Origin of the sequence: Paenibacillus sp. FSL R5-0908 (genome assembly GCF_038006245.1) — a bacterium.
GTDB lineage: Bacteria > Bacillota > Bacilli > Paenibacillales > Paenibacillaceae > Paenibacillus_AQ > Paenibacillus_AQ odorifer.
Window position 1 is genome coordinate 6,005,139 of sequence record NZ_JBBOUV010000001.1, and the last position, 22,884, is coordinate 6,028,022.

Here is a 22,884-nt window from a genome sequence, read left to right on the forward strand (position 1 = left end):
TCTCATCACTCCTTTAACGTTAACTGTTTTACTCAAATCATTATTAAAGTAATACTGCCTGCTTCTCCCATGCAACTATGCGATGAGGATCTACCAATGCCCCCGAGTTCTGTTTTCCCCAGACTGAAATCCCAACCTCTGCTTCAACTGCTTCTACTGTTGTAAACACAAATTCAAATGCGTCCAAGTCGGCAAAATAGTTCTTAGTTAAGACTTCATTAGGTGCTAGATTTACTGTTTCATTCACATACATCGTTCTTGATCCGTTAAGAAGGAAACCTTGAATAACTAGATTATAAGGATTAAGAGAATCCCGATTAACTACTTTTACGGTTACCAGTTGCGACGGTCTGACCCCTAGGATCGGGCTGTTATCTATAGGTCCAGTAGAAAAAATAGCCATGTTTTATTCACTCCTCCCTTCCACTACAATTTGAAAGATTAGTGGCTCCGTATAGTAATATTCCTTGGCTTGAGTTAGCGTGTGGACTGTTGTGCAAAGGAACAGCTGGTCCTATAACAAGACAGCCTTCTTTTTCCAAATTTATAATCTACTAAACTGATAATCTAACAACAAAGAGCAACCAAGATTGTTAAGAAGCTAACCACTATTGCTTTTTATGAAATATTAGGTATACTGGTAAAAATTAATTAAGCATCGATGAGCGGGAGAGTAGTTAACGAGATCTAGTCCTCAGCGAGCCGGGAGAGTGTAAGCCGGTACAGATCCTTTTAATGAAGCGCACCCGTGAGATGGACTTCTGAACCTTAGTAGGAAGTCCCGGCTGAAGGCCGTTATCCCGTAAGGTGGCTGAACAACTTGTTCAGCAACGAGAGTGGTACCGCGAGCGCTAAAGCCCTCGTCTCTTTTGAGACGAGGGCTTTTTTGTATTTTCAAAGGAGGGTATACCATGTTAAATCAAATCATCAAAGACGGAATCGAGCACAGTGTACAACGTGTATTCAATACCTTAGGAGCTGAATATCCAGAGGACATTGCCGTTCTGATCGAACAGCCAGCAAATCTAGAACATGGTGATTATTCATGCAATATCGCTATGCAGCTAGCCAAAACTTTACGAAAATCCCCAATGGTCATAGCAGAATTAGTGAAAGCAGAGCTTCAATTCCAAGGACGCTTCGCCGGTCTTTTACAAAAAGTTGAAGTCGCTGCTCCCGGATTTATCAATTTGTATATGAATTGGCAAAGCTGGGCTGAACATTCCTTTGAACTGCCTGCCAGCACTGGAGAAAAAGTCATCATCGAGCACACTTCTATCAACCCCAACAAAGCCGCTCACGTAGGTCATCTAAGAAACGCCTGTATCGGCGATACTCTAGTCAGAATTATGAAAAGAACTGGGTATAACGTAGAGGTTCATAACTACATTGATGATCTCGGCAATCAGCTGGCAGATACAGTTGTTGGATTATTAAATATACCTCTAGAAGGGGAACACCAACGTTTCGGTGATTTTTGCTGGGATCTTTATGCCAAAGTGAACAAAGAATATGCGCTGAACCCTGAGATGACACACAAGCGCACAGATATACTGCACTCCCTTGAACTAGGGGGCGGTAACGAAGCCTGGCTGGGCAACCTTGTAGCTGAACGCATCGTTAGAGAGCATGTAGAGGAAATGAAACATTTTGGGATTTATTATGATTTGCTGGTATGGGAGAGCAGTATTTTAAAAGAGGGATTTTGGGCAGCCGCAGCTGAGCTACTGAAGCAGACAGCTGTTTTTGTACAAGAGACTGAAGGAAAACTCGCAGGCTGCTGGGTGCTGAAGCAAGGAACAGAGGCTAACATTGGAGCGGATTCAGAGGAGCATCATCTTGATAAGGTGCTGGTGCGTTCGAATGGGATTTTAACGTATACAGCCAAAGATATTGCCTATCATCTCTGGAAATTTGGTCTTTTGACCAGAGATTTCTCCTATAGCGAATTCTCGTCCGGTTTATGGACAACAGGATTAACTGGAACCCAAGAATCTTATGGGCAGGCGGACAGACTCATCAATGTGATCGATTACAGACAGGAATATCCACAACAGATGGTTAAGCAAGCCTTAGGGGCACTAGGTTATAACGAGCAAGCAGACAAACTCCATCATGTGAGTTATGGTGTTGTATCTCTTAGTCCCGCCTCGGCGGCCGAGCTGGGTATAGATATTTCAGAAGGCAAATCTTCTTATGCTATGTCCGGACGCCAGGGAATCGGGATTAAGGTGAGCGATCTGGTGGAACTGATGGAACAGAACATCGAACACACACGTTCCGATAAAGACGGCCTCTCCAGCCGAATGATTGCCACTGCTGCGATTCGCTACTATCTGCTACGGTTTAATTTGGGAACGGAAATCGTGTTTGATTTCAAACAGGCTACAGAAATATCCGGCAATACCGGAGTTTATCTGATGTATACTTTTGCACGTGCGACAAGTGTTTTGAGTAAAGCTACGATCCCAGTCCTTAAAGCTGCCGCACAGCTTCAGTTCCCTTCCGAATTGGAAAAAGCAGAGCTTGCGCTGCTAAGACAGCTAAGTCTCTGGCCAGAGATATTACATTCAGCAAGTATAGAGTTAACGCCAAATACGCTCTGCACTTACGCACATACCTTAGCTACACTGTTCAACAACTTCTATTCTGTATGTCCGATTCTAAAAGGTGATCCAGCTACGATCGAATTCCGCCTCTGGCTTACTTCAAGATTCAAGGATACCCTGGGAGATGTGCTCGAAGTGCTTGGGTTACCGACACCGAATCGAATGTAGAAGATACAAAAAAAAGGGCAATTTCCGCGCTTAACGCGGAGATTGCCCTTCTATATATAATGTTACTTATAAATCTCTATCACATTTCCAGCTTCCGTGCTGAGGCGATCAAAGTCCGCACGTTTGATGCGAACACCACCGTTACGATAGCGGTTAGGTGTACCTTCTGTTTGCACTTCTGTACCGTTGATAGTAATTCGACTGATCTCACGACCTGTAAGGTGATAGATAAAATCTACCTTAGTGCCTGCATATTCAAAGCTAAAATGCATTCCATCCAGCGATTCTGGCAGAATAGGGTCAACAATTAAGTCTCCACCTTCCGTACGGATCCCCAGTGCATTCGAGATTAACTGGTTCATATAGATCCCAGGACCGCTGGAATAGATTCTCCAGCCACCTTTAACAGCTACGTCACCATTGCGCAGTTTATCGAAATTCTCCTGTGCCTCATAACGGGTGTTAAATTTACCATCCGAGCTACTGAAATAGGAGTTAGCTTGACGTAGTTCAGCGTTTGGCACCACATCGCGGATTCCGATCGGATTAATCGCTGCCAGACCCTTCCAGACCTGATCAGTTTTACCGAGCTTGGCCATAGCCTCTACATAACGGATATGTGCATGCACATATTGAAGTCCAATTTCCCGGCCAAAGTTAGCCGCTTGCTCCGCACGTTTGAAATGAGTGCTGACCCCGCCAACATATTGAGCTGGACGATTCATCAGACGTACACCGTCAGGACAGAATAGTTTATCCTGAATGACATCATAGTGTGCTTCGGCCTGTTCCGGAGTAAGCAGCTCACTGATCATACTGCGCGTCATTGGCAGCAGACGGTACTGAATACCTGTTTCTGTGTCACTTGGGTGCACCATAAGCTTAATTTGCTCAGGGTCCTCCATATACAGGAAGCCAGGAATCACTTCGGATTGAAGCATATGAGTATGGAAATCCTTACGGATTCCTTCCACCATCGCCTTCAGCTCCTCTGCCTCAGCTTGATCAACTGAACGAAGTACCTCTGAGAACTGATTAAGTGTCTGATAGGTAAGCGCCACTGTCCAGCTGCTAACCATATACTGCTTCAGCTGTGGATTTGCAGGCTGGAGCGTATCATCCCAGTCTCCATCACCGTAAGAAGACAGATGTGTGTCATGCAGGAAATGATCCTTAATATAAGCAATTTCCTTCCGTGCGTGATCCAGCAACGTCGCTTTTTCTTCTGTAAAGTCAAAGCTGTGCTTACGGGTATAAGGTACTGTTGCTCCCAAGATGCTGTAATCCTGAGTTACTGCCAAGTAGTCTCCAAGCACCTTAAGCGGCCATACAATAATATCTCCATGGCTTTCTTCTTGTTGTATCTTCGTGTATTTATCAAACATGAACCACTGTGGCCAGTTGCCATCATCTTCATATTGATGACTGTACAGCGTCAGCAAAATTTCACGAACCTGTTCGTATTTTTGCGTAGCCATGAAATATTCCACAGGCCCCTGACATACATCCCGTGTTCCCCAAGCAGCGCCACCATATTGCTCTAAACCATGTGGAACCGAATAGTGAACCAGCATGTTATGTGTGTACCACCAAGTCAGAGCGTTAACTTTAAACAGTTCACCCTCTGTTCCGTCCCCAAGCGTCAGGCGGAAGCCATTCATCACACCAGCATAAAATGCGCGATAAGCAGAAATCTCTTCCTCAGCTGAACGATTTCTTGGAGCAAGTGACTTACCATCCAGAAGGCCTTGAATATTCAAGGTCCATTCACTGCTGGCAGACAGCTCCAGTACTGCTAACGGTGCTTCAGTTGGTTGAACAGGAGAGACAAGTCTACCTTCATCCTGCAGAGTTAACTCCGCACCCTGCACCTGTAATTTATACTGTAAGTCAGGATATTCACCAGCACTTAGTGCACTTCTGTCAGCCGAGAAGATTACGGCTCCACCTTCTTGCTTGGATTGATATGGAAGCTCGTATTCATTAACGTTCATGGTGATTTGATTAGTGACTAAATAACGATAAGCTCGTCCGCTTTCCGAACGCACATTCAGGAATATCTCTGGCGAATCTTCGGTGGTGTAGTTCGTAATAATGAAGCATTCACCATCTGTTCTGTAATACCAACGAGCATAGTTGAAACCAACCTCAAATAGAGAAGGCATGGTCAGCAAACGATATTCACCGTTCCACTCTACATAAATGCGTTGTCCTGAAGCTTTTGGAATGTTAAGCGCATTTCTTGGATTGGACATTAGCTTGTTGAAATTGGTATTTCCAATTACCACTTGGGAGTTAAAGATCCCGTACATATAAGAAGTTGTTGTGATGACCTTATCATTAAGTCGAGCGTTATCCCCACTCATCAGGATATGGCCGTGTGGCCGTTCTACGCGCATTTCTTTCTCTTTTAATACTACGTGCTCATAATTCTCCGTGAAAAAGGAAAGTAGTGTGTCTCCTTCTCTCTCCTCCTGATAACGAACCGGAAACAAGACCTCGATCTCTTTCTCTGTCAGCGAATCTGCAGCCAGCGGTGCTCCCAGCTCCTTCGAGAAGAAAGAACGTTCAAGTGCTGCTTCAGCTTCTAAAGGTAAATCTTTAACAGCATCCCAAGCCGCAGCAATATCATTAGCAAATTCTAACGCAGTGATCGCTTCTGGATGATCTTGCTTAAACAATCCGTAGAACACAAACCGTGTTTCACCACTCAGCTTCACCCGTTCCGATTGCAGCGCAGTATATGCGAATTCATATTGATAGATCTCATTACTTAATTGCTCACGACCCAGGCTCTCTGGTTGGTTGGTTTCTTTATAGGACAGTCCAAAGAATTGAAAACCGTCTGTTGAGAAGCTTGTTGCCTTGGTAAGTGAACCCTGTTGCAGATATGGGAATTTCCCGCCCTGCGGCTGATTCTGTCTAGAGCAAACAACGTACCCGTTGGATTGATCCTCAAATACTGCATGATCGATATACTGTGACAGGTAAGCTTCATTACTGCGGACAGCGGCGATATCAGCAATCCCTACATCCTGTCCGTACACAAGATCTACCTCTGCATTTTGTCCAGTAAGCTTCACATCCCAGAACCAAGCTCCTCCTGCAGTAGGAGTGAAAATAACTTGATATTCTATATTTTCCGCAGTACCTTCCCAAACCAAACGGTTTCCAGCCTTACGTACAGTGCTTGAAGAATGAATGCCAAGCAAAGGAATGGCTTGAATGTTTCCATCATTGTGCACTCGCAAATATAGATTGGATAATGAACCATCCACAATGCTTGGCAGCAATTGATTGATCATTGTCCGTTCGTAGAGGACTTGGAACAAGTCCCCGCTGTTTGTAAAAGTGAAGGATAGATCCCCGGCGTTTAAACGGATGTTAGTATTCAAATTAGTAGTCATATTATACACTTCCTCCATTACGGCGTTACTGCCGTATATATTCTACTTATGCTAATGTTAAGCAAAAATCCCGTTCTTTAACCTCATTGCTGTTCGAACCGACGAATAATTTAAATCGTCCCGGATCGCTGCTAAAGCTTAGATCGCTATGATAGTAACGAAGCTGCTGTTCGGTAAGGGTAAAGGTCACTTCACGACTTTCCCCTGGTGAGAGGTTGATCTTGGCAAAATCCTTCAGTTCCTTCATCGGTCTGACGACCTCTCCGGAAATGTCTCGGATATACAGCTGCACTACCTCTTCCCCATCTACTTCTCCAGTATTGGTCACCGTAACTTTAATTTCAATAGGCTGATTTTCAGTCATGATTTCACCGGACAGAATTGGTTCACTATAGCTAAATGTCGTATAGCTCAATCCAAAACCAAATGGCAAAAGCGGCTCATTAGGAATATCCAGATATTGCGAGACATAACGTTTGTCGGCACCCGGAGCATGTAATGGGCGTCCAGTGTTGAAATGATTGTAATAGACTGGAATCTGCCCAACGGATACCGGGAAAGACATCGTTAATCTTCCTGAAGGATTCTCATCTCCATAAAGTAGACTAGCAATCGCTGCTCCGCCTTCACTGCCCGGGAACCAGGCTTCCAGAATGGCATCTGCATGCTCGTACACACCGGCCAAGTCTAGTGGACGTCCATTAAACAACACCACCACGATAGGCTTATTCAGCTGTTTCAGACGTTGTAAAAGCTCAAGCTGCGCTTCCGGCAAACGGATATCTGAACGGCTGCCCGCTTCTCCACTCATCTCTGAATGTTCACCAAGCGCCAGTACAATCACATCAGCTTGCTTAGCAGCCGCTTCCGCCTCCAGCCACTGTTCCTCTGTAAAGCTATCGACTCCAGAACCTTCTGCAACAGTAATCTTACCCGCACCTGCCCGAGCTTGAAGTGCCGGTGCAAGACGGCTTGCCTCTTCCGTTGAACCCAACCACGACCACGGTCCAAGAATATCTCCGCTAGTAGCAAACGGTCCAATTAGCGCAATCCGTTGCTCTGCAGCAAGCGGCAGAACCTGATCATTCTTGAGCAGTACGCAGGATTTAACCGCCAACTCACGCGCCGCATTTCGATGATCTTCACAGAAAATTACCTCACGCTCTTTCTCGACGTCAGCTCCGCGGAACGGATGCTCGAACAAGCCCAATCTTTGCTTCAATTTCAAAATACGAAGCACAGCTTCATCAATAATCTTTTCATCTACTTGTCCATCTGCAACAAGCGCCGGAAGCTGATGAACGTAACAAGCCGTCATCATCTCGATGTCTACACCAGCTTTGATGGCTTTAAGTGCTGCCTCAGCCTCATCCTCAGCGACACCATGTGGGATCAGTTCCTTCACTGCACCCCAATCCGAAATCAATACGCCATCAAATCCCCATTCTTCACGAAGCAGCTGGCGAAGCAGCTTGACGTTGCCGCTTATCGGAATCCCATCAATCGTATTAAATGAAGTCATGACCATTTCTGCACCTTCATCCAGTGCTGCACGATAGGCCGGCAGATAATATTCACGCAGCTGCCGTTCCGATAAATCCACCGTATTATAATCACGACCGCCTTCGGATAGACCATAGGCAGCAAAGTGCTTAATACAAGCCGCCAGACGATCTACATCACCAGTCAAGTCGCTTCCTTGAAATCCGCGCACAAACGCACGGGCAAACCTACCATTCAAATATGGATCTTCTCCTGTAGATTCCATTACTCTTCCCCAACGCGGGTCCCGTACAAGATCCGCCATTGGCGCATAAGTAACGTGCACACCGGAGACTGCCGCTTCTTTAGCCGCAATCTCGGCGCTCAGCTCTGCGCGATCCATATCCCAAGAGCAGCCAATTGCCAGCGGGACCGGAAAAATCGTCTTGAAGCCATGCACAATATCCGCCATCATCAGCAAGGGAATGCCCAATCTATTTTTGCGTAAATGGGCTTCCTGAACCGCAATGACTTGCGCTGCACCTGATAGACCAAGTACAGAGCCGCTGCTCTCGATCATGTGGTCCGTAATTCCCATGGATGCCATAGGGCCAGTGATTTGTCCTCCATCCTCTGCCCCTTCATAGAAATTAGCGGCTAGCTGCTGCAATTGTGCAATCTTTTCTTCAAGCGTCATCTGGTTCAACAAGGTAGTCAGTTGCTGCTCATTCATTTCAAATCCTCCATTGTTCAATTCTGCCGATGCCTATGAATGGAAAAACCCGTGTGCAAGAATTGCACGCGGGTCCTGTAGGTTCATTCCTACATGCATAGGGCGAAAGCTATTTTTTTAGATTGTTTAGTTCATCTAGAACCGGCTGAACGAGGGATTGTTTGCTCTTAACCCATTCTTTCCAGTTCGTCTCTAGATCGCCTGGTTTCAAAATCAGGTTAGTGTATTCTGTAGCATAGTCAAAGGAAGCCTGATTTTTAGCCTTGGAATCATACAACTGGTAATCCCAGTCATATTCAGCCGTTGCTTTGTCTTTTAACGCAAGCTCAGCTTTTTCCTTGAACAGTTCTACAGAACGATCGCGATATTCTTTTTTGATCGCAGGGTTCACGACACTAAAGTCATCCGCCAAGACATACAGTCCTTCAAAACGGTTCGGATATTTCTTATCCAATGTTGTTCCTTCAGGGAGCAGGCTGATTAATTCGCCATTTTCGCCTTTTTTCCAATCTGTTCCTTCAAAGCCCAAGTTAACGGTCAATTGACCTTCTTTACTTGTTGTATATTCCATGAAGTCCATAATCCGTTCAAATTTCTCTTTGCTAATATCTGGCGAGAAGATTACAGCAGACCAGAAGTTAACTTGATCAAGGTTACGATATTTACCGTCATCGCCAAGTACAATAGCTGTGTGCACTAGGTCATCACTATTTACACCTAGGTTATCTTTCATTTTAACATCCATGTCTTTTCTGTAAGAAGCCAAACCACCTAGACTCGTAATACCGGAAACACCGTTAACTGTGAACTTTTGGCCAGATTCGCCATTTTTCCAAGTATAAAACTCAGGGTGCAGTAATCCTTCTTTATAAGTAGTTTGAAGTTCTTTCAGTGCCGCTAACGTTTCATCGTTGGCTGGACCCCATTGGTATTTGCCATCTGCATCTTTATAGAATGCTGACTCTACTCTGGAGTGCACGCTATTAGCCATTACAATATTAGTCAAAGCATCGTTGATGTCATAAGAAATAGGAATGAGTTTATCTCCTACCTTGCCAGGGTCCTTCTCTTTAAGCAATCTAGCAAATTCCATCAGTTCTGTAGTAGTGTAGGCATCCTTCAATTCAAAACCAACGGCTTTAGCCCAGTCAGAACGGAGAGCAATTACTCCGATTTGGTTAATGAGCGGATCTGCCGGCTTGTTCTCAAAGTATACCGGTCTTGGCAGAACATAAGTGCCACCTACCGCTTTCTCCAATTCATCGCCAAGTCCTGTCAGCTTATAAGCGGCTGCCACATTCGGCCAGCGTTCTTTCCAGTCATCTGGCAGCTTGTACAGCAGCCCTTGATCAATGTAATTAAGCGCATCACCGTGAACATAGTTCCAGCTTGCTACGTCAGGAAGATCACCAGAGTTAATCCACAGGCGCAGCTTCTCAGCCCATGAATCCCATTCAATATAGTTGTAATCCCATTTAATATTGAACTTATCCGTAAAATATTTATGATACACGTTATCAAAATCAGATTCTGTTGTCTTAATGGTACTGGCTAACGAAATCTTCAACTCATCTTTATATCCATCTGTTGGATTGCCTGAATTTCCGCTATTAGCATTGTTGTCTGAGCTTGAGCATGCTGCCAACATGATTGGAGTAAGACATAAAACACCGGCAAGGATTGACTTTACAGATTTTCTTTTTAAAATATTCATTTTGTCCTCCTTAAATTGTGTGACTGACCCTCTTTTATATGGATAAATCATAAACCACTAGGTCTTGATAGCCCCTGTAAGTACCCCTTTGGCAAAGTGCTTTTGGAGCATTGGGAAGAAACACATAATAGGAACCATGGTAACGAATACTGCCGCCATTTTCATACCCATAGAGAATGATTGCTTACCCACTGCGTCAACACTTGTGGCATTCGATGCATTCACTTGGGCTTCCATAATGATAGATCGCAACACGTTCTGCAGTGGCATCTGATCCGCTTTCCGCAGGAAGATCATGGCGTCATACCATCCATTCCAGAAGGCTACTCCGTAGAACAATGTGATGGTAGCTACGATTGGAGCAGATAATGGCAGGACTACAGAGAACAGGATTCTCCATTCCCCAGCACCATCAAGTCGCGCAGATTCCATCAGGGACTCAGGCAGACTGCTAAAATAGTTCGACATCAGAATCAGGTTAAACGCACTGAAGCTTCCAGCCAGAATAACTGACCAAAGGTTGCCTGTCAGATGCAGATCCTTCATCACCAGGTACAAAGGTACAATCCCGCCATTAAAAATCATTGTGAAGAGGACAAGCATAAAAATCAGCTTTTTACCCGGGAATTTATTGCGGCTAAGGCCGTAAGCCATACTTGTCGTTAAGAACAAGCTAAGCGGGAGTCCTAAGATTAAGATCTTAAAGGTATTCCAATACCCTGTCCCGATCCGCCCATCAGCAAAGAGTGCCCGATAGGATTCCAGTGTTGGGTTCTTCGGAAATAACATCATAGGGTTATCAGCGTATTCTTTTTGCGTAGAAAAAGAAATCATAATGACATTCCAGAATGGAATAAGAATGGCCAAAGCGCCCACACTCAGAATTATGAAAATCACATAATCCATAAAGGTCATTTTTTTATGGTCTTGCATAATGGTCAGCTTTTTTTTACTCATACATTTGCACTCCTTTCTTACCGGAATAAACCGTCTCCGCCCATAAGTTTGGCAGCTCTATCTGCCAGAATCAGCAGAATCATATTAACAAGTGAACGGAACAAACTGACTGCAGTGGAGAATGAAAAGTCTGTTGAGGACTGGAACGTGATTCGGTAGATATACACATCTAGTACTTCCGAGACGTTTTTCGTTGCAGCGTTGCTCAAGTTAAAGATTTGGTCAAATCCAGATGACATCAGGCCACCGACGGAAAGGATAAACATAATCGTAATCGTCGGAAGAATGTTAGGCAGAGTAATGCGGAACATTTGCTGCAAGCGTGTAGCACCATCAATCTGTGCGGATTCATATTGGTCTGTATCAATACCAGAAATAGCGGCCATAAAAATAATGGCTCCCCAACCTGCTGATTTCCAGATATCCGTAAGATACAACATTGGAACGAACATTTTTTCAGAACCCAGGAAGTTAATGCCTGTCCCGCCAAACATTTGAATGAGGCTGTTGACCAGTCCATCATAGGAAAGCACATTGATAACAACCCCGGATACTACGATCCATGACAGAAAGTTCGGAAATGTGAACACCGTCTGTAAAGCTTTTTTGTAACGATTCATGCGCAGTTCATTCAGCAGCAAGGCCAATATGATTGGAAAAGGGAACTGAATAATCAGCTTGCCGATGTTAATGGTTAACGTTCTCCATACGGCATCAATAAAAGCCGGGTCACGGAACACATAGGTGAAATTCTCGAATCCGCTCCATGGGCTGCCCCAAATTCCTAAATTCGCTTTAAAATCTTTAAAAGCCAGAGATAGGCCACCCATCGGCAGATAAGCGAATAGGAAAAGCCACACTAGTCCAGGAAGCACCAGAGTATAGACCATTCTGTTCTTCCAGACTTCTCTTAGGAACAGTTGGAATCTGCTGTCGTTCATTTTTTTAGCCGGTATTGCAACTTCGGATTTCAATTTGCATCTCCTCACTCTGCTTATGTCTTTTAGTTGTACAAGAAATCAAAGGTTGTCTTCAGATGTTCCTCCCAGAATCGCCATTCATGAGTTCCAGGGGTCTCAACATACTGAAATTCATAAGGGGTCGTCTCCAGGTAAGCTGCGAATTCCCGATTCATCTCCACAAACGGATCTTCCGAACCACAGCAAGTCAGAATCGAAGGCAGGTTACGTCGATCGTCGACCAATTTAGCGGCTAAAGCGAACAGATCCTGATCCGGCTTAATTTGTAAGCGTTTTCCAAAAGTACCCGCCATCTCCCTCGCCATGTCCTTGGACATTTGCGGATCGTTTAATCGTTTCTGGAGATCGGTAACTCCTGATAACGAAACCACTTTGCTGTAACGCTCGGGATAGGTAAGTCCACATTTCAGAGCGCCATACCCGCCCATCGATAAACCAGCGATATACGTCTTCTGCGGATTATCATCCAACCTCATCATTCGGCCACAAAGCTCGGGAAGCTCATGGGTCACATAGTGGAAGTAATCCAGTCCGTACTCCATGTCTGTATAATAGCTCCTGTTTACTTGGGGCATTATGACTGTGCAACCATATTGACTTGCATACTGCTCAATAGTAGTCATCCTGTGCCAAGTACTGGCGTTATCACCAGCACCATGCAGCAGGTAGAGCGTTCCTCCAGACATGTTGCCTGAATCGACGGGGGAGATAATACTGATGGTCGTTGTCATTCTCAAGGTAGGAGAGCCTGTCTCAACTGTTAATAATGCCATGAGTTATCTCCTTTTCGTTCTTATTCATTTGTTTATTTTCTTGCAAGATCCCCGCTTAACCAGTACGGATTCGAATACCATATGTTTGTTTTGCGAATCACCTGTGATCAGGTCAAACAAAATTTCAACACTGGCCTTCGCCATATCCACTCCGGGTTGGCTGATCGTATCCAGAGATGGATGATAATATTCTGCCATTTCAATCCCGTCGAATCCGATAATCGAAACATCATTTGGAATTGATAAGCCCAAGGACAATAACGCCTTAGCCGCCCCAATGGCAATCGTATCTGATGCAGCAAAAACAGCAGTGATATCTTTTTTCTTATTGAGCAGACGTTTGGTAGCTGTAAAGCCAGAGCTGGGACTATATTCACAATCCTCTACCATTGAAGGGTCGTACTCAATTCCATGCTCCTCAAGCGCTTTGATATATCCCATAAGCCGCCGATTGCCTGTTGTATTTTGCACCAGAGGAAATCTGGCCAAAAAACAGATATTGCGATGTCCTAATGAGATTAAATAGCTGACAGCCTTATAAGATTCCTGAAGATCATCAATGATCACGCTTGAAAAAACAGCAGGATCGACTTCTTTTGTAGTCGTGATGGTAGTCAGAACAAATGGAATTTTTAATTGTTTGAATTTATCTTCGGAGTGATCATACGTTCCGCCCATAAAAATTATGCCATATAGATTTTTTTCTTTTACAAGCTGTAGAGCGATATCGATCTCGTCTACTCCATCTTCTACATGCTGGATCATTAGCGGACATCCCCGCAGGTTCACCTGGCGTTCAACTTCCTTGATCATGTCGGCAAAAAACGGGTTTGAGATCCCTTTTACCATTAGCGCTATGGTATTGGATCGCGTTTTTTTCAAGTTGCTCGCATTACCGTTTGGAATATAGTTATGTTCTCTAACAACCGCCATTACTTTAGCTCTAGTTGTATCGCTTACAACACCGCTATTATTGATTACTCTGGAGACTGTGGCGATACCCACGCCTGATAGCCTTGCAATATCTTTGATATTCATATTTACCTTGCTCCACTCCTATGATGAGTCCCCCCTTCACCCGATGAAAATCAGGTTGTGGAAACGCATGAAATGATGGGAAACGTTTCCCACGACATCATTTTGAGTCCTTAGCGCGTTTTTTTCGTTTACTTCGTCCATTATGAACAGGTAATTTTTATAAGTCAACTAAAAACACAAAAAAAATTGTGATTCATCACTTTTTATTTGGTTAAAATTACAATAAGTCTATAGTTACTTAATCAATAAATTAGAAATAAAAGGTATTTATATATCAAACAATAGTTTTTCTTGCTTTATTGACTTTGAAATAAGAATGGAATACCATCAATTTAGCGATTTTCATCGCAATAACAGAAAACGTTTCCACTCATTTTTCTAGTTTTTCTTTTTGTCACTTCGCTATCCTAGCTAGGAATATCAAGAGAAAGAAGGACTCTTTTTATGTTGAACATGGCTCCATTCGCAGCTAAGGCTCGTGAACGAAACCTGAATATCTTCAATGTTCGTGTGCTTCAAAACGGACACCTTGTGGGAAAACTGGATCTCACGGAGGATATTCGGCGCTTGCAGCATTCCGTCAGCAAGTCTTTTACTTGTATGGCAGTAGGTCTTGCCATTGATGAAGGGAAGCTGGCACTGGAAACAACGCTTAGAGATGTTTTTCCGGAGTATGCCTCTCCTCTTAAACCAACACTTCCTTCCATGCAGCCCGGAGATATAACTTTGTTCGATTTGCTGCGAATGAGTACAGGGCACGACTCCCCTCCATTTTGGGCTGAAGAGAGATTAGCCTTGAAGGATAAAAATTGGGTGCAGCATTATTTGTCTCTGACTTTAAACAGAGCTCCCGGAGAGAAATTTACATACAGCAGCGGAGATACCATTATGATCTCTGCAATGGTGCAAGCCCGCGTCGGGCAAACCGTAAAGGATTATCTGGTACCTCGTTTGTTTGCACCTCTGGGCATAAACAATGTCGATTGGGAAACAACACCTCAAGGGGTAACCCTTGGCTGTGCCGGACTTCAGATTAACACGGAAGAGTTAAGCCGGTTTGGACAGCTGCTTTTACAGCAAGGAAAGTGGCAGGGCCAGCAACTGATCCCCGCAGCATGGATCGATTTTGTTACACAAAAACAGATCGACAATGATGGAAACGGCGACTGGGGAGAAGGATACGGCTGCCAATTCTGGCTCTGCTCCCACGACGCTTACCGTGCCGATGGCGCTCATGGACAATTCTGTCTTGTGGTGCCGGATGCTCAAGCAGTCATTGCAATAAACAGCATGGAAGATAACATGCAGGGAATCCTGGACACCGTCTGGGAGGAAATCTGGCCGCTTCTTTAGGAGCGGTCTTTTTTATGGCTTGAGGTTAGCGTGCGCATAATGGGTAATTAACATTCTTCCGCGATTAGTACTTAACACCGCCAAGTAACCAGCACTGTCTGAGGCTGAGGAGGCTTGCGGACTCAGGTGACGTTATTTACTCTTTTATCGCCTTACGAGCAACCTTTCGGACTCCAGTGCAGCTATTCCTGAGAAATCGGCTCATTTGGGGCACGTTTGGCACCAATAGCGACGATGGAGTCCGATCACATCGCAAATGTGGCACTTTTCAGCATTTAAGGTCCTCTGGGTCCGATAACTGCTGCGTAGGTGCAAAATAAGTAACTCCTCACACCAAGTAACCAGCACTTTCTGTTGCTGAGGAGGCTCGCGGACTCAGATGACCTTATTTGCTCATTTATCGCCTTTTGAGCAACGTTTCGGACTCCAGCGCAGCTATTCCTGAGAAAACGGCTCTTTTGGGGCACGTTTGGCATCAATAGCGTCGATGGAGTCCGATGACATCGAAATTTCCGCAATTTTCAGCTTTTAAGGTCCTCTGGGTCCGATAGCTGCTGCGTAGGTGCAAAATAAGTAACTCCTCACACCAAGTAACCATTACTGTCTGAGGCTGAGGAGGCTTGCGGACTCAGATGACGCTATTTGCTCATTTATCGCCTTTTGAGCAACGTTTCGGACTCCAGTGCAGCTATTCCTGTGAAAGCGGCTCTTTTGGGGCACGTTTGGCATCAATAGCGACGATGGAGTCCGATAACATCGAAAATCCCGCAATTTTCAGCATTTAAGGTCCTCTGGATCCGATAGCTGCTGCGTAGGTGAAAATGTGGTCTAGAGGCTCGAAGTTTAATGTTCAACGATGATTAGTAGCTAAACACGCCCAAAAGTTCACACCAATAGATGCGCAAACCGTAAGTCCCACCGCCTATGAGCAACCCAACAACGCCAAGTAACCAGCATTACTCAGACCGAGAAGGCTTGCGGACTCAGGTGACGTTATTAGCTCATTTATCGCCCTTTGAGCAACGTTTCGGACTCTAGTGCAGCTATTGCTGAGAAAGTAGCTCTTTTGGGGCACGTTTGGCATCAATAACGACGATGGAGTCCGATAACATCGCAAATGTGGCGCTTTTCAGCATTTAAGGTCATCTGGGTCCGATAGCTGCTGCGTATGTACAAATGTGATCTAGTCGTTCGAAGTTTAATGTTCAACGATGATAAGTAACTAAACACGCCAAAGCGTTCACACCAATAAATGCTCAAACCGTAAGTCCCCACCGCCTACAAATAACTCAACACACCAAGTAACCAGTATTACTCAGACTGAGGAGGCTCGCGGACTCAGGTGACGCTATTTGCTCATTTATCGCCTTTTGAGCAACGTTTCGGACTCCAGTGCAGCTATTCCTGAGAAAGCGGCTCTTTTGGGGCACGTTTGGTACCAATAGCGACGATGGAGTCCGATAACATTGCAAATGTGGCACTTTTCAGCATTTAAGGTCATCTGGGTCCGATAGCTGCTACGTATGTGCAAATATAATCTAGTCGTTCGAAGTTTAATGTTCAACGATGACTCGAATTTCGAGGTTTAGATCAAGAAGGAAGACAAAGGTACCCCGTGTGTGACTCGAACTAAAACTCGCGCACGCAAAAACAGCCTTCCCGAAGGAAGGCTGTTAATTGACGTCCCGGAAGGGATTCGAACCCCTGACCGTGCGCTTAGAAGGCGCATGCTCTATCCAGCTGAGCTACCGGGACATATAAGAAATAAATATTATGTATTGACGCAACGATATTTATTATACCTTATTCAGCGGATTTTTCAAGTCAAAACAACTTAGAAAAATAATAATAGTGTTTCCGGTGCAGCTTTTTCACACATCAGCGTAACCACAGGAAATGAAAAAAACGGCATTTCTGCCGTCCTTTTCAGCGATTCCAGTGTGCATTTTACAACCTTCGATATTTACTCCAGCTTTCGAAAACGCTTCTCCAGCTGCTTTTTTAAATCCCCAAAAGTGAGTAATTCTCGTTGAAACTTGGAATGCTCATCTTCTGGCGACATGAAGTTACTGCCTGTAAATGCACTCGAGGTCACATCTTGAAAAGCGTCATGCATATTGTTATCAAACCAATCGGTAGAGGTATCAGCATCATTAGTCAGAATACGGACAATCTCATATCCTTCTTCACGCCGATCCTCAACGATATACACCAAAAGCGCAGAATCACTAACAGCACCCGGCAAAACACCCACTTCTGCACAAGGCGCACCATCGTACTCCATCATTCTGCGAATTTTGGCGTCTTTAATATAATACACCTGTCATCCTTCCCTCCTGGCAAATTCCCCTCTCCCCTAGTGTTCGGATAAGGACATACATTTTATGCCTTCCTTCGGCATATATCTGTATTACTTGGCAAAAAAGTAAGGACAACAATCGCACAAAAGAGAGGATGAACCATCATGTGCGGAATAACCGGATTTATCCAGTGGCGCGGAGATCTCACTCAGCACTCGCAGCTGCTGGTCAAAATGACTGAAACTTTAGCAAACCGCGGCCCCGATGCAGCCGGAACCTGGATCTCAGGCCCCTGTGCTTTCGGTCACCGCAGACTTAGCGTTATCGATCCGGAGAACGGTGCCCAGCCCATGATCACCCGCCATGAGGAACAGGTATACGCGATTGTTTACAACGGCGAATTATATAACGCCCTCGAACTCAAACAGGAACTTAAGCAGCGAGGGCATCAATTCCGCACCCAGTGCGATACAGAAGTGCTGCTGCATTCCTATATCGAATGGGGGCCGGATTGCGCAGAAAAACTCAATGGAATCTTTGCTTTTGCAGTATGGGACGGTCTTCGGGACCAAGTCTTTTTTGCACGTGACCGTTTAGGTGTGAAACCTCTGTTCTACAGCAAGGTTGATGATGTCCTGGTTTTTGGCTCAGAGCCTAAAGCGTTACTGCAGCATCCTAAGGTTCAACCAGTCGTGGGTCCGGAAGGTCTCGCAGAAATCTTCATCATCGGTCCAGCGCGTACACCGGGTCATGGTATTTATAAGGATATGCAAGAGCTTCGTCCAGGTCATGCTATGATCTATAGCCGTGAAGGTCTGCGCAGTTATGCCTATTGGAAGCTGGAGAGCACAAAGCATACTGACAATGAAGCAGAGACAGCCGCTAAGGTGCGTGAACTGCTCCAAGATACACTCGAACGCCAACTGGTCTCAGACGTCCCTGTTTGCTCTCTTTTGTCGGGAGGGCTGGATTCCAGTGCGCTGACGGCACTTGCAGTGGATTACTACAACCGGAATGGTCAGGGACAAGTGGATACTTATTCCGTAGACTATGTAGATAACGACAAACATTTCAAAAGTCATACTTTCCAGCCGGGAGCAGATGGGCCGTGGATTAAACGAATGGTCGATGAATTGAATACAAACCACCACTACATCTCGTTCGATACCCCGGAGCTTGTAGAAGCGCTGGATAATGCTTTGTACACTAGGGATTTACCAGGGATGACCGATGTGGACTCTTCGTTGTACTTATTTTGCCGGGAGATTAAAAAGAACGCGACAGTAGCTATTTCCGGTGAAGCTGCGGATGAGATTTTTGGCGGATACCCTTGGTTCCACCGTGAGGAAATGCTCTCCTCAGGCACTTTTCCTTGGTCAGTTGCTCCGAAAATGCGTGCAAGTCTACTTTCCCCAGAAATTAACGAGTGGATTCGTCCACTGGAATATTTGGGTGACAGATATAGCGATGCGGTGGCTGAAGTTCCGAAGTTGGATGGAGAAACGGGAAAACAAGCACAAATGCGCGTCATGTCCTATCTGAATATCACCCGCTTCATGCCTACTCTGCTAGACCGTAAAGACCGGATGAGCATGGGCGCGGGGCTAGAGGTACGTGTTCCATATTGTGATCACCGACTCGTTCAATATGTATTTAATATTCCGTGGGAAATCAAGAATCTGGGGGGCCGTGAAAAAGGGATTTTGCGTAAATCTCTTGAAGGCATTCTTCCAGACGATGTGCTCTACCGCAAAAAAAGCCCTTACCCCAAAACTCATAACCCTGCCTATTTAAATGCGGTACGAACTCAGGTATTAAACATTCTGGATGACTCCACTTCCCCCCTACTTCCGTTAATTGATGCTGCCAAAATCCGTGAGATCGCCGCTTCCCCGGAATCCTCAACCAATCTGCCTTGGTTCGGCCAGCTCATGTCCGGTCCTCAGCTGTTTGCTTACCTCGCCCAAGTGGATCTCTGGCTGCGTAAATATAACGTCTCCATCCAATAAGCGCGTAGAGAACTGAGGTAATCGACAAGCCAAACAGCAAGTCCCCATATCCGGTGGCTTGCTGTTTGGCTTGTATTTGCAATAATTACTCTACAATCTTATCTAAATGATCTTTAAAAGTTAAAGTTGTCCGGGTCCGGGCCAAATCGATGGTCTTTGTTCAAGCCCTCGATAGCTTTGACATCCTCATCACTAAGCGTAAAGTCAAAGAATCCCGCATTCTCCTTGATTCGATCCGCATGTACGGATTTAGGAATAGTAATGACACCTTGCTGCAAATCCCAGCGAAGTACAATTTGAGCAGGGGTCTTGCCATACTTCTCAGCCAGCTCGTTTAAGAGCGGTAGATCAAGATTCCCTTGCATTAATGGACTCCATGCTTCAAGCTGAATGCTCTGTTCATTGGCATATTTCAGCAGCTCGCGCTGAGTCAATAGCGGATGGAATTCCACCTGATTCACCACTGGCACCACTCCGGTATCCTCGATGATCTCTTTCAGATGATGAACCTGAAAATTGCTCACGCCGATAGATTTGATGAGGCCCTCTTTTTGCAGATGAATTAAGGCCTTCCATGTCTCACGATATTTTCCTGCCACCGGCCAGTGTATGAGATACAGATCCAGATAGTCCAGTCCCAGCTTGCGCCGGCTATCCTCGAACGCTTTTAGCGTAGACTCATAACCTTGATCAGGATTTCGTACTTTAGTCGTAATAAACAGCTCATCACGGGCCACTCCACAATCACGAATAGCTTGTCCTACGCCTTCTTCGTTATTGTATCCGGCTGCCGTATCAATACTGCGATATCCTAATTCCACTGCGGTTTTGACCGCATGAATAACCTCTTCGCCATCTTTAGTCTTATACACGCCAAGACCCAGCCACGGCATGGTCACCCCGTCATTTAAAGTAGGACCACCCGAGAACGGTGCATTCAATTCACTCATCGCTTAACCCTCCAAGCTTATTGTTATTTCGTTAAACATACTTAACCTATTTACCCACTTAAGAAGCAAACGCTACCATAAAAAGTATAGCAGATGGCTTCATCATTCCCCAAATCCTTATAAAAAAACGGAGGCGTAAGCGCCCCCGCTCTTCTTTATTTCTCAATTAGTTTGAAATCATCAAAATGGAATTCAGGAGAAACAATACAGGATACCAGCGTCGGCTCTTTGCCTAATGAACGCGCGGCCTGCCATACTCCCGCTGGAACAACCACTTGTGGCTGCTGGCCTGCAGCAATATCGAGACCGAGAATAACTTCCTGTACATCCTCAGGCTTATCTCCATTGCCTCCGAGACTAAGTACAATTGGACTACCGGAATGCCACAACCAAACTTCATCGGACAATACAGTATGCCAATCAGATTGTTCGCCTTCGTGAAGCAGAAAATAAATTGAAGATGCCGAATGACGTGATCCAGAATAGCTATCGCCTAACACTTCCTGCGAAATTTCAAATTCCGAATTCCAAAGTCTTTTGTACCAACCACCCTCAACGTGAGGCTGTAATCCAAGCAGTTCAACTAGCGGTGAAATTTCTTTTTGCGTCACAGTAGCTTCTCTCCTTCAAAGTTAGCATGAACAACAATAGCTTCATATGCATAAGGTTGTTTTTGCTTTTTACTTTAACGGAATAAGCCCGAATTGTAAAATCTATTTACTGTCCTTGCTCGCTTTGAAGACTTCCGCAATCGCTCCAAGACTTCCCAGTGTTTCAACAGCGCTAGTTGGCAAGAACACTTTATTAGCAGGACCTTTGGCAATCTCAGCCAGAGCCTCGAAGGAACGATAAGCCAGTACATGCTCATCCAGACCTGCCGAACGAATCAGCTCAATGCGTGATTTTTCTGCTTCTGCCACGGCTTGAATCGCTTTAGCCTCACCGTGTGCTTCCAGCTCCTGCGCCTGGCGTGAACCCTCTGCTTGACGGATACGCGCTTCTTTATCGCCTTCTGCTTTTAGAATCTTACTCTGTTTATCCCCTTCAGCGCGTAGGATCATATCCTGCTTGGCAGCTTCCGCCTCCAAAACAATGGCACGTTTGCTCCGCTCTGCTTTCATCTGCTTATCCATCGCTTCCTGAATATCCAACGGCGGTTTGATATCGATAACTTCCACACGCTCGATCCGCACGCCCCACTTCTCAGTAGCTTCATCGAGAGCGAGACGGATATCCGTCGAAATCTTTTCCCGTCCAGACAAGGTCTCATCCAATTCCAGCTTACCGATGATTTGCCGCATTGTTGCCGTGGAAATGTTTCTTACCCCATACACATAATCAGAAATACCATAAGTAGCTTCCTCTGGTCCAACCACTTGGTAGAAAATAATCGTATCAATCTGCACCTGCACGTTATCCTTTGTAATTACCGTTTGCGGAGGTACATTCGCTTGTTGAATCCGTAAATCATGGTACGTGCGCACCTGATCAATTACAGGAATCAGAATGTTCAACCCCGGTGTCAGCAGACGATTAAATTTACCGAGCCTTTCCACTACACCTACCCGTTGCTGTGGTACGATTTTGACTGTTAATGCCACAAAAACTACGACCACTACAATAATAATTGCGATAATTGCCCATTGCATTAGTTCATTTCCCCCCATCGTTCTACTTCGATAATCGTCGTGCCTCTTTTCACTACTCTTACAACCTCATCCTTGCCCAGAGACTGATCAGAGCTCGCGCTCCACGTATCTCCGCCTACCTTCACTTGCCCGTAACGTCCCTGCTCTATCGGCTCAACAACTACTCCTTGCCTACCGATGATTTCTGTACCTGTATCCTTGAACCCACGTGAATGGCGAAATCTAGAAACCAGTGGTTTCGAGAATATAGTCAGACCAAGTGCGACCAGTGATCCAAGGACCACCTGAAACAAAATGGCTTCGGGAACAATCAGCGACACCAAACCTGCGGCCAAAGCACCAATACTAAGCCACAATAAATAAAAAGTAAGCGTCATCATCTCTACAACAAACAGGACACCGGCTGCGATCAGCCAAAACACCCACACAACCATCGGTGAGCCCACCACCTTCCGTATGATACTACTATAACGAAAAGAAACATCGATGCGTTGCATAGTTCCACAAATAAATATTTCAGGCATGTATATGATTTATATTCATTACATCGGTGGTTATGTGTTTCTTCATGAGTTTCTTGATAAAAGGCGAGTATACAAATCCAAAAGGGTTCACTTTTTGACGAGTCACTATAAATTAGAAAATTCTCCCCCTAGATCACCTGATTTTATCCCTAGCGCAATTGCAAGCTATGCTTGAGAATAAGAGTTACCATCACCCATTTATATCTAATTCATCCTAATTATCCAACTTCCAAACATC

At 45.1% G+C, this 22,884-nt stretch carries 16 protein-coding genes, 1 tRNA gene and 1 other annotated feature; of the genes, 3 read left to right on the forward strand and 14 right to left on the reverse strand.

The annotated features are described in order from the left end of the window. Positions 1-43: 43 nt before the first annotated feature. Positions 44-403: a hypothetical protein gene (locus MKZ09_RS27320; protein ID WP_076208292.1), complete on the reverse strand. Its 360-nt coding sequence runs from the start codon at positions 401-403 to the stop codon at positions 44-46. Between the two features lie 249 nt (positions 404-652). Beyond that, positions 653-871, forward strand: a binding site (T-box leader). A 40-nt stretch (positions 872-911) separates the two neighbouring features. Between MKZ09_RS27320 and MKZ09_RS27325 the strand changes: the two genes are divergently transcribed. Next, on the forward strand, positions 912-2,777 hold the full coding sequence (locus tag MKZ09_RS27325) for an arginine--tRNA ligase (RefSeq protein WP_076208295.1): 1,866 nt from the start codon (positions 912-914) through the stop codon (positions 2,775-2,777). 62 nt (positions 2,778-2,839) lie between these two features. Here MKZ09_RS27325 and MKZ09_RS27330 read toward each other — a convergent pair whose 3' ends face one another. From MKZ09_RS27330 to MKZ09_RS27360, 7 genes are all read right to left on the reverse strand, one after another. Then, a complete protein-coding gene (locus MKZ09_RS27330) occupies positions 2,840-6,184 on the reverse strand; it encodes a GH36-type glycosyl hydrolase domain-containing protein (RefSeq protein ID WP_076208297.1) in 3,345 nt (1,114 codons plus the stop codon). 46 nt (positions 6,185-6,230) lie between these two features. Further along, positions 6,231-8,399 (reverse strand): beta-glucosidase BglX, encoded by a 2,169-nt coding sequence (gene bglX / locus MKZ09_RS27335; RefSeq protein ID WP_076139005.1) that lies wholly within the window; start codon positions 8,397-8,399, stop codon positions 6,231-6,233. Between the two features lie 109 nt (positions 8,400-8,508). Continuing rightward, positions 8,509-10,113, reverse strand: coding sequence for an extracellular solute-binding protein (locus MKZ09_RS27340; RefSeq protein WP_076101011.1), 1,605 nt, complete (start codon positions 10,111-10,113; stop codon positions 8,509-8,511). Positions 10,114-10,170: 57 nt separating this feature from the next. After that, entirely contained in the window at positions 10,171-11,070 is a 900-nt protein-coding gene (locus MKZ09_RS27345; RefSeq protein WP_076208300.1) for a carbohydrate ABC transporter permease, read from the reverse strand. 17 nt (positions 11,071-11,087) lie between these two features. Next, the gene (locus tag MKZ09_RS27350) at positions 11,088-12,011 is read right to left on the reverse strand and encodes an ABC transporter permease (protein WP_036687012.1); all 924 of its coding nucleotides are present in this window, start codon (positions 12,009-12,011) and stop codon (positions 11,088-11,090) included. A gap of 62 nt (positions 12,012-12,073) precedes the next feature. Then, positions 12,074-12,823, reverse strand: coding sequence for an alpha/beta hydrolase (locus MKZ09_RS27355; RefSeq protein WP_076139003.1), 750 nt, complete (start codon positions 12,821-12,823; stop codon positions 12,074-12,076). 24 nt (positions 12,824-12,847) lie between these two features. After that, a complete protein-coding gene (locus tag MKZ09_RS27360; protein WP_036686978.1) occupies positions 12,848-13,861 on the reverse strand; it encodes a LacI family DNA-binding transcriptional regulator in 1,014 nt (337 codons plus the stop codon). Positions 13,862-14,305: 444 nt separating this feature from the next. Between MKZ09_RS27360 and MKZ09_RS27365 the strand changes: the two genes are divergently transcribed. Continuing rightward, positions 14,306-15,214 carry a serine hydrolase domain-containing protein gene (locus MKZ09_RS27365; RefSeq protein WP_076208303.1) on the forward strand — a complete coding sequence of 303 codons (909 nt, stop codon included), beginning with the start codon at positions 14,306-14,308 and terminating at the stop codon, positions 15,212-15,214. Positions 15,215-16,895: 1,681 nt separating this feature from the next. Here the strand turns inward: MKZ09_RS27365 and MKZ09_RS27370 are convergent. Then, positions 16,896-16,969, reverse strand: a tRNA-Arg gene (locus MKZ09_RS27370). A 208-nt stretch (positions 16,970-17,177) separates the two neighbouring features. Then, positions 17,178-17,534, reverse strand: coding sequence for a hypothetical protein (locus MKZ09_RS27375; protein ID WP_076208307.1), 357 nt, complete (start codon positions 17,532-17,534; stop codon positions 17,178-17,180). A gap of 144 nt (positions 17,535-17,678) precedes the next feature. On the opposite strand from MKZ09_RS27375, the gene asnB reads away from it, so the two are divergent. Then, positions 17,679-19,523 (forward strand): asparagine synthase (glutamine-hydrolyzing), encoded by a 1,845-nt coding sequence (gene asnB / locus MKZ09_RS27380; RefSeq protein WP_076208310.1) that lies wholly within the window; start codon positions 17,679-17,681, stop codon positions 19,521-19,523. 113 nt (positions 19,524-19,636) lie between these two features. Here the strand turns inward: asnB and MKZ09_RS27385 are convergent, their stop codons facing one another. The 4 genes from MKZ09_RS27385 to MKZ09_RS27400 all read right to left on the reverse strand — a co-directional run bounded on the left by MKZ09_RS27385 (position 19,637) and on the right by MKZ09_RS27400 (position 22,556). Continuing rightward, a complete protein-coding gene (locus MKZ09_RS27385) occupies positions 19,637-20,473 on the reverse strand; it encodes an aldo/keto reductase (RefSeq protein ID WP_076208312.1) in 837 nt (278 codons plus the stop codon). A gap of 155 nt (positions 20,474-20,628) precedes the next feature. After that, positions 20,629-21,084, reverse strand: a complete 456-nt coding sequence (locus tag MKZ09_RS27390) for a cupin domain-containing protein (protein ID WP_036686965.1) — start codon at positions 21,082-21,084, stop codon at positions 20,629-20,631. A gap of 102 nt (positions 21,085-21,186) precedes the next feature. After that, complete coding sequence (locus MKZ09_RS27395) at positions 21,187-22,122, reverse strand: SPFH domain-containing protein (protein WP_076129203.1); 936 nt, start codon at positions 22,120-22,122, stop codon at positions 21,187-21,189. After that, positions 22,122-22,556 (reverse strand): NfeD family protein, encoded by a 435-nt coding sequence (locus MKZ09_RS27400; protein WP_076138165.1) that lies wholly within the window; start codon positions 22,554-22,556, stop codon positions 22,122-22,124. Before MKZ09_RS27400 ends, MKZ09_RS27395 begins: the two co-directional genes overlap by 1 nt. Positions 22,557-22,884 lie beyond the last annotated feature (328 nt).